11 protein-coding genes are annotated in these 13,762 nt (G+C 52.7%); 4 read left to right on the forward strand and 7 right to left on the reverse strand.

Annotated elements, in window-relative coordinates; genetic code table 11:
• Positions 1–152 precede the first annotated feature (152 nt).
• Positions 153–3,092 (reverse strand): translation initiation factor IF-2 N-terminal domain-containing protein, encoded by a 2,940-nt coding sequence (locus CMUST_RS11905; protein WP_047262704.1) that lies wholly within the window; start codon positions 3,090–3,092, stop codon positions 153–155.
• Between the two features lie 407 nt (positions 3,093–3,499).
• Here CMUST_RS11905 and CMUST_RS11910 point away from each other — a divergent pair, with 407 nt between their 5' ends.
• Positions 3,500–4,225, forward strand: a complete 726-nt coding sequence (locus tag CMUST_RS11910; protein ID WP_047262705.1) for an anti-sigma factor — start codon at positions 3,500–3,502, stop codon at positions 4,223–4,225.
• A 4-nt stretch (positions 4,226–4,229) separates the two neighbouring features.
• Here CMUST_RS11910 and CMUST_RS11915 read toward each other — a convergent pair whose 3' ends face one another.
• The 5 genes from CMUST_RS11915 to CMUST_RS11935 all read right to left on the reverse strand — a co-directional run bounded on the left by CMUST_RS11915 (position 4,230) and on the right by CMUST_RS11935 (position 10,045).
• A complete protein-coding gene (locus CMUST_RS11915) occupies positions 4,230–4,748 on the reverse strand; it encodes a hypothetical protein (protein WP_047262706.1) in 519 nt (172 codons plus the stop codon).
• 263 nt (positions 4,749–5,011) lie between these two features.
• A complete protein-coding gene (gene ndk, locus CMUST_RS11920; RefSeq protein ID WP_047262707.1) occupies positions 5,012–5,422 on the reverse strand; it encodes a nucleoside-diphosphate kinase in 411 nt (136 codons plus the stop codon).
• A 17-nt stretch (positions 5,423–5,439) separates the two neighbouring features.
• A complete protein-coding gene (locus tag CMUST_RS11925; RefSeq protein ID WP_047262708.1) occupies positions 5,440–5,862 on the reverse strand; it encodes a DUF4233 domain-containing protein in 423 nt (140 codons plus the stop codon).
• Positions 5,859–7,349, reverse strand: coding sequence for a bifunctional tetrahydrofolate synthase/dihydrofolate synthase (folC, locus tag CMUST_RS11930; RefSeq protein ID WP_047262709.1), 1,491 nt, complete (start codon positions 7,347–7,349; stop codon positions 5,859–5,861). Before folC ends, CMUST_RS11925 begins: the two co-directional genes overlap by 4 nt.
• Complete coding sequence (locus tag CMUST_RS11935) at positions 7,349–10,045, reverse strand: valine--tRNA ligase (protein ID WP_047263618.1); 2,697 nt, start codon at positions 10,043–10,045, stop codon at positions 7,349–7,351. The genes folC and CMUST_RS11935 overlap by 1 nt, the downstream gene beginning before the upstream one ends.
• A 119-nt stretch (positions 10,046–10,164) precedes the next feature.
• Between CMUST_RS11935 and CMUST_RS16095 the strand changes: the two genes are divergently transcribed.
• The gene (locus CMUST_RS16095; protein ID WP_052844728.1) at positions 10,165–10,827 is read left to right on the forward strand and encodes a MerR family transcriptional regulator; all 663 of its coding nucleotides are present in this window, start codon (positions 10,165–10,167) and stop codon (positions 10,825–10,827) included.
• Complete coding sequence (locus CMUST_RS11945; RefSeq protein WP_047262710.1) at positions 10,824–11,561, forward strand: hypothetical protein; 738 nt, start codon at positions 10,824–10,826, stop codon at positions 11,559–11,561. The genes CMUST_RS16095 and CMUST_RS11945 overlap by 4 nt, the downstream gene beginning before the upstream one ends.
• A 24-nt stretch (positions 11,562–11,585) precedes the next feature.
• Here CMUST_RS11945 and CMUST_RS11950 read toward each other — a convergent pair whose 3' ends face one another.
• Complete coding sequence (locus tag CMUST_RS11950; RefSeq protein ID WP_047262711.1) at positions 11,586–12,563, reverse strand: malate dehydrogenase; 978 nt, start codon at positions 12,561–12,563, stop codon at positions 11,586–11,588.
• Positions 12,564–12,980: 417 nt separating this feature from the next.
• Between CMUST_RS11950 and CMUST_RS11955 the strand changes: the two genes are divergently transcribed.
• On the forward strand, positions 12,981–13,760 hold the full coding sequence (locus tag CMUST_RS11955; protein WP_047262712.1) for a TetR family transcriptional regulator: 780 nt from the start codon (positions 12,981–12,983) through the stop codon (positions 13,758–13,760).
• Positions 13,761–13,762 lie beyond the last annotated feature (2 nt).

Here is a 13,762-nt window from a genome sequence, read left to right on the forward strand (position 1 = left end):
TCTATTCTCAGGATCAGGTGAGAGTTTCATAGCCCACCCGATGGAACTAACGTTTACTTTCATTGTGTTTTAAACAGTTGCGGTCGGCGAATCCTGCTTAAAACAGCGACTGTCAAAGACTACCCTTTAATGCATAGAAAAGACAAACTGCGTCATTTCCGTGTGCCCCGGCGCACAGCGCGTCGCCGCCCACGAGAAGCAGTCTCCGGCTGGGTTGGTTGCGACTCCGACTCTAGTTTTTGAGGGCTAACCTTGGTATCAGCCGAAGTGCGGGTTGTGGATTTGCGTACGACACGACGTCGTTTCCCGCCAGATGCTTGACGACGCTCCACAGCCACGGTTTCCGGCGCGTTCTTTCGGACTGCCCGCCGCCGTTTACGACCATGCGCGCCCTCACCCAGGTGCGAAATTGCGGCGATGTTTGCTTCTTTTTCGTCGTCCTCGACCTCAGTCACTTGCGGCTGCGTATCAAAGTCCTCAGGACGCGGCGGGATATCCGAGACGGAGTTTCCGCGTGTCCTACGTCTACGGCGCGGTGATTGTTCAAACTCCGCCACTGCCTGCTCATAGGTGTCTGGAAGGATACTCTGTGACGTTTCATCCGCAGAGATTGAACCGGACTTGGCTGCCGCTGCATCAGTATCTTCGGACTCCTCCGGCAAGGCTATGACCGCAGCTGCCAACTCTTCGATGGAAGGCGATTCGGCTTCCCGTTCCGGTTGTTTAACAACGACACCATCGCCATCAACCCCGGCAGCTTCGTTATCTTCCGCAGTTTGCATGGCGACTACAGCTGGATGCTGGGTGGGGTCCTGATGCAAAACACCGTGTTTACCGCGTGGCGTGGTGGAATCTCGTTGCTCGACCGGATCATCATGGATTAGGACACCCCGGCCACCGCATTCCTCACATTCCGTAGCGAAAGTCTCAAGTAAACCGGTTCCCAATCGTTTCCGGGTCATTTGAACCAAGCCTAAGCTCGTGACCTCAGAAATCTGATGTCGAGTGCGATCTCGGCCTAGTGCCTCAGTGAGCCTCCGCAGCACCAGATCTTGGTTTTCTGGCAACACCATGTCGATGAAATCGACCACGATCATGCCGCCTAGATCTCGAAGCCGCATTTGGCGAACAATTTCCTCCGCAGCTTCTAGGTTATTTTTCGTAACGGTTTCTTCCAGATTTCCGCCCTGACCGGTGAACTTGCCAGTATTGACATCAATGACGGTCATAGCCTCGGTCCGATCAATGACTAAGGTTCCACCAGATGGCAGCCATACTTTCCGGCTAAGTGCTTTCTTTAATTGTTCGTCCACCCGATGCACCATAAACGCATCTTGTCCGTCGTGTTCTAAGCGATCGAAACGCTGAAGCCGCGACAGCAAATCAGGCGCAACCGATTGGATATACGCATGAACGGTGTTCCATGCCCGCTTACCGTCAACAACAAGCGCGGAGAAATCCTCGTTAAACAGATCGCGGATAACCTTCACCAACATGTTCGGCTCTTCGTACATGGTGACGGGCTTTGCGCCTTTGGATTCTTTTTCTTTCTCGGTGCGCTCTTGGATTTGCTCCCACAGATTGTGCAAGCGGTTAACGTCAGCGGCGATAGCCTCTTCCGAAACTCCTTCCGCAGCAGTCCGGATGATTGCTCCCCCGTCGTTGGGCACAACGTCACGCAGGATGGACTTTAACCGTTTGCGTTCCGGGGCCGGGAGTTTCCGGGAAATCCCTGCGGACTTACCACCGGGTACGTACACCAGGTAGCGGCCAGCAAGCGAAATCTGTGTGGTCAGCCGTGCGCCTTTTTGCCCCACCGGGTCCTTGGCAACCTGAACCAATACTTGATCGCCAGATTTAAGTGCCTGCTCTATCTTGCGATTACGTCCACCTAGGCCAGCGGCACGCCAATCTACCTCACCTGCATAAAGCACGCCGTTGCGTCCTTTGCCTATGTCGATGAAAGCTGCCTCCATGGATGCTAGGACGTTTTGCACCCGGCCCAGGTAGATGTTGCCTACCATGGACGACTGGGTGTCTGAGGTGACGAAGTGCTCAACAAGCATGTCGTCTTCCAACACGCCCACCTGCGTGACCATGCCCGGATGGTCGGTGCGTTCGCGTTCCCGAACCACCATTACCCGGTTAACTGATTCCCGGCGCGCTAGAAACTCGGCTTCGGAAACGATGTGGCGTTTCTTGCGCGATTCCTCACGCATTTCCACCCGACGTCGCCGTTGCGCCTCCAATCGCGTCGAGCCTTTGAGGGCAAGCGGCTTGCTGATGGGTTGATCGTCTTCGTCGATTAGCTCCGGTTTTCCGGCGCCGCGTCCGGTTCCACGGCGACCCCGGCGTCGTTTGCGTGGAGAGGAGTCGCTGCTATTTTCGTCATCGTCATCACTGCTGTCGTAATACTCCATGTCGTAGTCATCGTCGTCGTTGCTGTCGACGGTGGGTGCGACGAATAGCGGCATGCTAAAGCCAACAGTGCGCGGCGCAGGTGTGATTACCGGTTCTAATTCCTCTTCTTCGTCTATGAGGCTAAATTCTGGAAGATTCGACGAAACTAAAGATGCGGCCGACTTGGATGTGTCTGCTGCGTCTGAATCCGCCTCCACGGCTGCGGGAGTTTCGCTCTCGCTCAAAAGACCACGATCCAACCGATCGGCAATGTCTTGTTGAACTTTTTGTTCGATTTGGTTGATTTCGTTTTCAACGTTTTTCTCTACTCGGTGGCGGATTTTTTCGTCGTCTTCTGCCTTTTCCAACGGTTCGCCGGTTTGTTCCGCGAGTTCACGCTCGACTTTTTGCTCAATCTGGTTGATTTCGTTTTCAACGTTCTTTTCCACCCGATACCGTAGTTTTTCTTCCTCGGTATACGTGTCATCGGCATTTGCTGTCGTTTTGGCTAGCGCGTCTAGGACTTTTTCCGCTTCATCGCGGGTCAGATTGGATTGAGCGACCTTTTTCAATCCGATCTCAGCGAGGGAGGTGATGAGTTCCTTGGAACTTAATCCAAGGTTCTTTGCTAAGACATGTACGCGGGTTTTTTCACCGAGCGCACTGCGGTCAAATGTAGTTATGTCAGCCATTTTGTTCTCCTGGCATAGGTTTTTACAAACGTTTCGGGCGCCTGAAAGTCAGCCTCACAAAACGCTTCTTTTATGGTTTGTGACTATGAAGTTGTGTGTGGTGCGAACATATTCTTATGCTTCTCCTCTTTGGCACGCACCATCCCATTGTTTCACAAAGGGGTGGGCTTGTGCAGTAAACCACTGTTTGCCGTGTCTTGAATTAACACATGAGTGTTTTTCTCAGGTTTACCCTCCCCCGGTGAGCAAGGGGTTAGTCCCGGGGTAAGGCAGCCGCCAAGGTATTGATCAGGAGAAATCATTTTTATTCGTTCCGGGGGTAACGCTTGGGGATCGCGTCAACATTGTTTACACAACCTGCTACAACTAATATTTACCTGGTATGCAAATTAAGAAAGGGTGAGAATATGCAGGAACCACACCGAAATGGTGATACCCCCGTTTTCGATGATTTGGTGGATACCTTACTCTTCTCCCCAGACGCAGAGCCCAGAACCGAGCAAGCACTAGAAACCGACTCACCTTCTTTCGAGGCCGAGTCAGCACCAACAACAAAATCCAACCGCGCCAATCTTTGGTTTGCAGTTGCCGCAGCCTGTAGCGTCCTCGCACTCAGCAGTGGTCTTTATATTTTTGATGAGATGCGAAATAACGAACAGGCAGCTGCCGAGCTTAGTTCTCAGCTTCCGACAGAGCCATCTGCGATGTCACGTATCACCATGGTTGATCCAACTAACACTTCCGCAGAATCTGCTGAAATTACAGAAGCTGAGGTTTTTGCCGAACCAGAAGAACCCCAGGCAATAACGCTTGAATCAATAACTACAGCTGAAGATGCACAGGTTCAGGTTATCGACATCTACGGGGCGCGGGGAGAGATTCACTCATCAGCAGCATTGGGACAAGCCGGGCTTTTCGTCACAGGTTTCCCCACCCCACCTCCCGGGATTGGTATCCAGATGTGGACGACCAATCCAGAGGGAGTCGTGTCGTCTGCCGGAATGGTCACCCCGACCGACAGCGGCACTTGGATGCCCGCCGCACCTGGAACTACTCGCATTATGCTCAGCGAAGAACCAGAGACAGGTAGCGAGAACCCGACCGGTGGCGTTATCGTTGACTACGGATTTTAAGCCGCTAAGCGGTGCTTCGTTCGCGACCAAATTCCACCGCACATCTGGCAAGCGAGACAGAGAAAAATGCTATCCAGAGTGGCAAAATGGTAAACCGTCCAACATCGGGCAGGTAGACCATGCAGAACATGCTGGTTGCTACGGTTATAAATGCACCTACGCTGATGGAGACGAGCATTTGTGGCAGCGCAAAAATGAAGGCGGCGGTGATGTAAGTGACGGTGATGATCGCAACGTCGCCGATTAGCCCCCAGAGTGATATTGCAAGTCCGATAAGCACAATTACATTGCCGAGTGCCCAACGATTGCTCCCGTGGTTGTAAGCATCAAAGCCAAACCCGATGATGTAAACCATACAAAACGTGACCCAAATAATCAGGGCGCTAGCCCACGCGACCGGTGAGGCGATAGCCGCTATAACCGGCAGCAGCGTGGAACATCCGAATGCTAGCCAGACCCCGCCAGCGACAGCCGCAACCGGATCGAATTTTCGACGTGGCGCCACAACTGCATTTGCCTCCATTTTTCGCACTCCTCCTCTCAGATGCTTCTTATCACCCGGTTTTCCACACATAAGCTGCATGAACCCAATCCAACAAGCAAAGCTAAACTGAGAATAATTTAACCTACAACTATATATTGGCCAAATCAGTATTAAGCATTACATTATTGGATTCCCTCAGCCAATAGATTGACCCACCGTTGCCCCCGCCTGACTCGCCCTATAACGCAGAAAAATCCCGCTGCTCATAATCAACAGAGAACAGCGGGAAGGGGAACGAAGTGTTAAAGGTTAGGGAACCAGATGCCAATTTCCCGTGCAGCGGATTCCTCGGAATCGGAGCCGTGAACCACGTTTTCAGCAACGTTCAAAGCAAAATCGCCTCGGATTGTGCCAGGGGTAGCCTTAGCCACCGGATCGGTGCCACCAGCTAGCTGGCGCCATGCGTCGATCGCACGTGGGCCTTCGATCACGCCAGCAACAAGCGGTGCGGATGTGATGAATTCAACTAGTTCCCCGAAGAAAGGCTTGTCAGCATGCTCAGCGTAGTGCTTTTCAGCGGTTTCTCGATCCGCGACGCGCAGATCCAATGCCACGAGCTTCAAGCCTTTGCGCTCAATCCGAGCGATGATTTCACCAACATGGCCAGATGCAACACCGTCTGGCTTAATCAGAATCAAGGTACGTTCAGTCATGGTTATTCAGTTTATACCTACATGTGCTGCGTAGTAAGCAAACCGCGTTTCATTCGTTCCAATAAGTTCCGGCGTAGATAGAGAATGTACCACCACACTAGGGCGAATAGAACCGCAACTATTCCCATCGATACGTGAATATAGAAACCACATAATGCAATTACCTGGATGGCAATATTTACTTTGAGCGCCCAAGGTCGTGACTGCATAAAGCTCATAATCAACATCACGGTAGCTAAAACCGTGACGCTGACCCAGTTAAAGGTGGTCCAATGCGCGCCGTTATCAACTCGAAGGATAACCGTGAGTACCAAATAAAAGGTGATCGACTGCATCATCATTGCGCCAGCCATCACGCCACGCAACCCTTTCATGGGGTCTTTAACAGGTTCGTGTCCCGGACCCAGCGGCCCATATTCGACAGTTTCGGAACTACTCATGCAGGTTCCTTTCCAAACAATGTTCGGGCTTCACCAGCCGTTACTACAGATCCGGTCACAATAACGCCGGCTCCTGATTGAATATCGGTGTCTTCGGCTAATTCCACTGCTAGTTCTATAGCGCCGGGCAGATTTGCGGCAACGTGAACCCGTTCTTCCCCAAAAATCTCCTGCGCGTAATCCGCTAGGTCAGCCACTGGTAATGCCCGTGGACTGGTGTTTTGCGTTACAACAATTTCCGCACAATACGGTTCTAAGGCCAACAAAATATTGCGGGCGTCTTTATCACCCAGCACCGCAACCACTCCGATCAATCGGCCGAAGTCAAAGTCGCGGTCCAATGCGGCCCCCAATGCGGCTGCCCCGTGTGGATTGTGCGCAGCGTCGATAAAGACCGTGGGGGCAGTGCGAACTCGTTCCAACCGGCCGGGACTTTCAACCGTCGCAAAGCCCTCACGCACCGTATCAAGATCTAAACTGCGGCCTGGCCCGGCACCGAAGAATGCCTCCACCGCAGCAAGCGCAGTGGCCGCATTGCGCGCCTGATGTTCACCAGAAAGCGGCAAGAAAATATCGGGGTATTCACCAGCCAAACCGTGAAGTGTCAGCATCTGCCCACCTACCGCGATCGCGGATTCAGTCAGCCCAAATTCCACGCCGCTGCGCGCTACTGAAGCATCAGCGTTAACCGCATGTTCCAAAATAACAGCCATTGCTTCCGGCGTTTGCTCACCGATGATCGCAACGTTGTCAGGTGGGGCTAGCAGGTCAGAAAGATCCCACCGAGGTTTGATAATTCCGGCTTTTTCCGCCGCGATCTCTTCGATGGTATCGCCAAGGTATTCAGTGTGATCCACCCCGACCGGGGTAATCACAGCGACATCCGCATTGATAACATTGGTAGCATCCCACCGCCCGCCGAGTCCCACTTCAATGATCGCAACATCGACTGGGGCATCGGCAAAGGCGGCGTACGCCATCGCGGTGAGCACTTCAAATTTCGACAGCCTCGGCCCGCCTTGTTTCATGCTCTCGGCATCCGCCATCTCCACGTAAGGCTTTATTTCCTGCCATACTCGCACGTAATCGCGGGGGTGAATGGGGACACCGTCAATGGCAATGCGTTCGGTGACCAATTGCAGGTGTGGGCTAGTTGTTCGCCCAGTACGGCGATGAAACGCCCGCATCAGGGATTCGATCATCCGAACGGTGGAGGTTTTCCCGTTCGTACCCGCGACATGGATCGCTGGGAATGCCCGCTCGGGGTTACCCAGCAGATCCATCAGCAGTTCCATTCGCCACAACGTGGGATCAATGGTGGTTTCATTCCACCGGGTGTCCAATTCCGCCTCGACCTCTGCCAAAGCAGCGAGGTCAGTTGGGGTTATCTCTACCGGTGCTGGCTTTTCGACGTCCCCACTGGCGTCGATAGGCAAACTTAGTCCGCCCTCGCCCAACGTGACTTCTCCTAGGTTCAGCTCGTCCATCACAATTCCCCAAGCCGGGCGGTAATACGTGCAACTTCTTCCTGAGCGATCTGCTGTCTGGTCTTAATCTTGTCCACCACCGCCGCAGGTGCTTTGCTCAAAAATGCTTCGTTGGCTAGCTTCTTTGTGGTTCCGTCAAGTTCCTTTTGCGCCGCTGCCAGGTCTTTTTCAAGCCGCTTGCGTTCAGCTTCCTTATCCACAGTTCCTGAGGTATCCAGCGATACTTCTATGGTCGCGGTGCTCAGCCGCACCTCGACGGTTGCCGACGCCTGAAAATCTGTCGGTGGTACGTCAACCTTGGCCAGGGACCGAATGACTCCTTCTTGATCAGCCAAATCCGCAGCGGTGAAGTCGATCGCAGCTGGAACCTTTTGGCTTGGTTTTACTCCTTGATCGGAGCGGAACCGACGTAGCTCCGTCACCAGCTTTTCGACGTCTGCCATGCGCCGGGCAGCCAACTTATCAGTAGCCGCACCACCGTTGGTGATCGTGGCATCCGGCCATGCAGCAATGGTTAGGCTCTCGCCATCGGTCAGCGCCTTCCACAGAACTTCGGTGATAAACGGCATGGCTGGGTGCAATAAGCGCAGCACGGCATCCAATACATTTCCCAAAACAATCTGGGTTGTGATTCCCCGACGTTGTTCTTCCGCCGAAGCGGTGTCGAAATCCCGTGGAATTTGTACCTTGGCGATTTCGACATACCAGTCGCATAGTTCGCCCCAAGTGAACTGATACAACGCCTCGTTTGCTTTGGCAAACTGATACCGATCCAGGTAATCATCAACGTCTACCCGTACCTGTTCCAACCGATCCAGAATCCACCGATCTGCATCGGTTAATTCCTCCCGTGCTGGCAATTGTCCCGTGTGTGCGCCGTTCATAAGTGCAAACCGGGTGGCATTAAACAACTTGGTGGCAAAGTTACGGGAGCTTTGGGCTGAATCCTCTCCCACCGGCAAATCAACCCCCGGATTGGCGCCACGCGCTAGAGTAAACCGCAATGCATCGGCACCGTAGTCCCGAACCCAATCCATCGGATCAATACCATTACCCAGCGATTTACTCATCTTGCGGCCGTGTTCGTCCCGAACCAAGCCGTGCAAGAATAAATCAGTAAATGGCACTTGTGGCCGACCATCGGTCCCGTGGCCCAAGACCTCCGGTGTCTGCTGGGCTGCGAAGGTGCCAAACATCATCATTCGAGCAACCCAGAAGAACAAAATGTCATAGGCAGTCACTAGCACAGATGTCGGATAAAACTTGGCCAGGTCTGGGGTCTTATCCGGCCACCCCATAGTGGAAAACGGCCATAATGCTGAGCTGAACCAGGTATCCAAAACGTCAGGGTCTTGGGTATATCCTTCCGGTGCGACCTCATCCGGCCCGAGACACACGACTTCGCCGTCTGGCCCGTACCAGATAGGAATCCGGTGACCCCACCACAATTGACGCGAAATTGTCCAGTCGTGCATGTCATCAACCCAGTCGAAATACCGAGGCTCAGCGGATTTCGGGTGAATAACCGTGTCACCACTACGTATGGCGTCACCCGCCATCTTCGCCAGTTCCTCAACTTTGACAAACCACTGCAAGGATAACCGAGGTTCAATCGGCTCACCGGAGCGTTCTGAGTGCCCAACGGAGTGAACATAGGGTCGTTTTTCGGCCACAATTCGCCCCTGCTCAGCCAACGCTTCCCGGATTTTCACCCGCGCCTCGAACCGATCCATGCCATCAAATTCCGTTCCGGTACCAGCAATCTTTCCGCTTTCATCCATGATGGTTGGCATGTCCAACCCATGCCGCAGCCCCAACGCGTAGTCATTCGGGTCGTGCGCCGGGGTGATCTTCACTGCACCAGTTCCAAATTCCGGATCGACGTAGTCATCAGCAACAACTACCATCTCGCGCCCGGCAATAAATGGATGCGGCAAAGTGGTGCCTACCAAATCCGCGTAGCGCTTGTCATCCGGGTGCACTGCGACCGCGACGTCACCCAACATGGTTTCCACCCGGGTAGTGGCAACCACGACGTGCGGCTGGTCGTCGTCAAGCGAACCGTAGCGGATCGAAACCAGCTCGCCCTCAACGTCTTTGTATACAACCTCAATATCCGAAACCGCAGTTTCTAAAATCGGTGACCAATTGATCAACCGGTTCGCGCGGTAAATCCAACCGCGATCGTACAACTGCTTGAAAATCGTGGTCACCGCCCGCGACAATCCCTTGTCAAGGGTGAACCGCTCCCGCGACCAGTCGACGGAGTCGCCAATGGCGCGCATTTGCTTACCAATGGTGCCGCCAAATTCTTCCTTCCACTGCCACACTTTGGCAATGAAATCATCGCGCTCGTAATCCCACCGGGACTTCCCTTCGGTTTCCTTCAGCCGCGCCTCCACCTTAGATTGGGTCGCAATTCCGGCATGATCCATGCCCGGCAACCACAAAACTTCGTAGCCCTGCATTCGCTTACGACGCGCAATGCAGTCCATTAACGTGTGATCCAAGGCATGCCCCATGTGCAGTTGCCCAGTGACGTTGGGAGGAGGTAGCACGATAGAAAATGCTGGCTTATCAGAATCGGCATCAGCAACGAAGTATCCCCCGTCAACCCACTCTTGATACAACTTTTCTTCTACTGTTTTCGGTTCCCAACTTTTGGGCAGTTTATCTGCACGATTCATTTCAGCCATGCCCACCATCTTAGATACTTTAAGCCCCAATTCCACTTTCACGCCCACCAGAGACACGGGCACAACGGCTGAGCCAATTCTTGACCTTGCCGTGGCGTAATGGTTTAGAACTTGAAAACATGAAGATCTCAGAAGTCGCTGCCATTGTCGGTTGCACCCCCAGGGCTATCCGGCACTACCACCAGATAGGTGTGCTGGAAGAACCACCACGACTGAGCAACGGTTACCGCAACTACCGGATCACCGATATTGCTGCAATCGTTCGCATTCGCGCCCTCATCGCAGCAGGTATTCCCATAGAATCCGCTTCGCAAACAATCGACCTACACGCCGCGCTGCAATCATTAGACAACCGAATCCAGTCACTTGAACGACAACGGGCCCAACTCCTCCGCTACCTCACTGAGGGATTCGGAATTCCCGAACCAATAGCAACAAAACTACGCTCTACCGTTCCCACCGCGGAATTTGAAATGTGGGAACTAATGGCTTTTTCTGGCATAACAACCGAAAAAACATGGCAGGTGGTAGAACAAAACCTCAATAACCCTCACTTGGTTGCTAATACCCTACGGTTCTATGCCTTGTGGTCTGATCTTTCGGACTCGGATTTCGATGAAGCTGCACTGCTTATCGACGATTCCATCATGAAAGATATCTGGCAAACTTTTCGCGAAGGGGATCTCAGTTTTCCACCTGGGGCGCTATCGCTAAGCCCGCCCCAAGAACAGTTCTTAACCAGCATGGCTGCGATTATGATTAACCGGCTAGGCTCATCATGAAGAAACTGCGTCTCCCCCTCATCACCGCCGGGCTGCTCATAACCGTCGAATGGTGGCTCGTCCATGTGGAGGCTTTGTCCGCGCACATTGCGATCGTTTGCTTCATATGCCTCGAATGCGGTTTAGGACTATGGGCCTACGCCCGCGACCCCAACCACATCGCGTTTCGATACTGGCGCGCAGAATGGCAGATGCTTAAAACGATCACATATCTACTCCGGCGACACATCATCATTCCGCCAGACGCCGTCCCGATTACCGGGGCTGGCAATTGGTGGCAGATTCCATGTGCCATGACTGCCGCCACTGCCCTGGAAATCCTTGCGTTAGAGCTACTGTTAGATAACCGTCTGATCCGAATATTACTCATTGTGGTCTCCGGATACTCAGTCTTGATTCTGTGGGCGATTTTCGGTAGCAAAAAGACTCACCCGCATTACCTATCAGAGACTAGCCTAGTACTCCGGCACAATCGCGAAATCATCGCAGAGATCCCACTTAAGCAGATAACGAAAATCCAAAAATCACGAAACTTCAATGCGCACAATTACGACATAACGGCCGATACCCTCGTGCTCGGTTCAAACGAAGGCACCAATGTCGCAGTGCAATTAAACCAACCAACACTCGTGGTACGGCCGCATTATCCATGGCAAGAACCCCAATCGGCGCTTGCCACATCTATTCACATATGGGTTGACTCGGATTCTGCCGATATATGTAGCATGTTTTAAACCCGAATCACCCGTTGCTGGATTTTAACCCAGAAGGTGCGAAACAGCGTTGCGCTCTTCTTCCAATTCCGTTACGTTGGCCTCGATACGCGCCTTTTGGAAGTCTGAGAGCTCCAGACCAGAAACAATCTCCCACGCCCCACCACGGGACACGGTTGGCAGGCCTACGATCAGCCCTTCAGGAATGCCATAAGAACCATCAGAAGGAATAGCTGCGGTCGCCCACCGTTCAGTGCCATTAATCCAGTCATGCATGTGGTCGATAGCTGACGATGCAGCCGAAGCAGCCGAGGACTTACCCCGAACCTCAATGATTTCCGCACCACGCTTTGCGACGCGTGGAATGAACTCATCTACATACCAAGAGTGATCCAAGCTGTCGAAGATTTTCTCCCCAGCCACGGTGGTGTAAGTCAAGTCTGGGAACTGCGTTGCGGAGTGATTACCCCACACAACCAGGTCGTTGATGTCATTTTTATCGCAGCCCAACTTGGCTGATAGCTGCGATAGCGCCCGGTTGTGGTCTAAGCGCATCATGGCATTGAAGCGATCATTTGGCACATCCTTTGCAGCATGCATGGCGATCAAAGCATTGGTATTAGCTGGGTTTCCTACCACCAGAACCCGAATGTCGTCCGCAGCGTGGTCATTGATCGCAGCGCCCTGTGGCCCGAAAATTTTGCCATTAGCAGCCAACAAATCGGAACGCTCTTCACCCTTGCCACGTGGCTTGGCGCCAACTAGGAACGCAGCATTGGTTCCGTCGAAGGCTTCCTCCAGTTTATCGGTCACCACGATGTTCTTCAGCAGTGGGAATGCCGAGTCATTCAATTCCATGGCAACTCCCTCAGCACCGCTGATGGCATCTGGGATTTCCAACAGCTGCAATTCGATGGGAGTGTCCTTACCGTAGACATCACCGTTTGCGATACGCCATAGAAGTGAATATGCAATTTGGCCAGCAGCACCCGTGACGGCGATCTTCTTTACGGATTGGCTCATGAAAACTCCTTAAGTCCTTAGGAAAAGTCTGGACAACGATTGACTCGCGTAACGCTTGCCACATTCGCGGACAATCTGGGCGCTGTGGCTGGCGTTCAACACTTAATTATCAGACTAACTCACAACAGCCAACAACGACCCACCAAGATCGAAAAAACACAGGTCAGAGCCATTTAAGAGATTTATCACATAAACATCCGGGATGGCCCCAAATACCACAAAGTTTATGAATCTAACTCCCAACTTCCGATACCCTAACCCCAAGGATCACCCCCACTCTCCTGCCCTTTCCTACAAAATGAGCAAACCAGCCCGTCTCAATCCGCCGATCATCGGAAATTCCGCTATGTTTGGCCTAGGAAGGCCCATTATTGGGTGAGGATTAGCGTACGGTTGTTTTTAGGAGTTTCAAGGGTGATGGACGCCAATAGCAATACTGTTGATGCACAATCAGTTGATTCCCCAACCACTGGAGAATCCTTACCTGCCACCGAAATCACCCCAGAAACGGTATTGCAAATCGCGCTTCTTAAGTTCGCTGAATTAGGCTTTAACGACGCACGGCTTGAAACCATCGCCAAAGAGTCTGGCATGTCCAAACGAATGATCCACTATCATTTTGGCGATAAAAAAGGGCTGTACCAACGTTGTCTCGTTTTAGCCATCAACAGGCTCCGCCCGACAATGGAAGAGATGGCTTTAGACTCTGACGTTCCCGTCGAAGGTGTAAAGAAAATAGTCGAAGCGGTATTCAGCCGATACGTGGCACACCCAGAAGCCATCCGTCTACTGGCGGTCGAAAACCTTATGCAATATGCAAACCTGGTTGAAGCGCAACCAATCGTGGATCAATCCAGCATCACGCTACAACTAGACAAATTATTGATGTTAGGCCAAGACGCCGGAGCGTTCCGCCCCGGAATTTCTGCCCAGGATGTTTTCACCCTCATCGCATCACTAGCGATCTTCCGCATAACGGTTCGCAACACCACCATCAACCTGTACAACATCGACATGATGGATGAAAATAACACTCAGGGCATGGCGCGCATGGCCGTTGATGCGGTCTTGGCATTCCTTACCTCGCATCTTAAGACTGGGGATCAGATATCCTATCTATGCCCTATGACCGCCAGTGAAGCGCTCGAAGTTGAAGAAGATTCTACCTACGAAATCTCCCCCGATATGTTTCAATAATT

The organism is Corynebacterium mustelae (genome assembly GCF_001020985.1).
Taxonomy (GTDB): domain Bacteria; phylum Actinomycetota; class Actinomycetes; order Mycobacteriales; family Mycobacteriaceae; genus Corynebacterium; species Corynebacterium mustelae.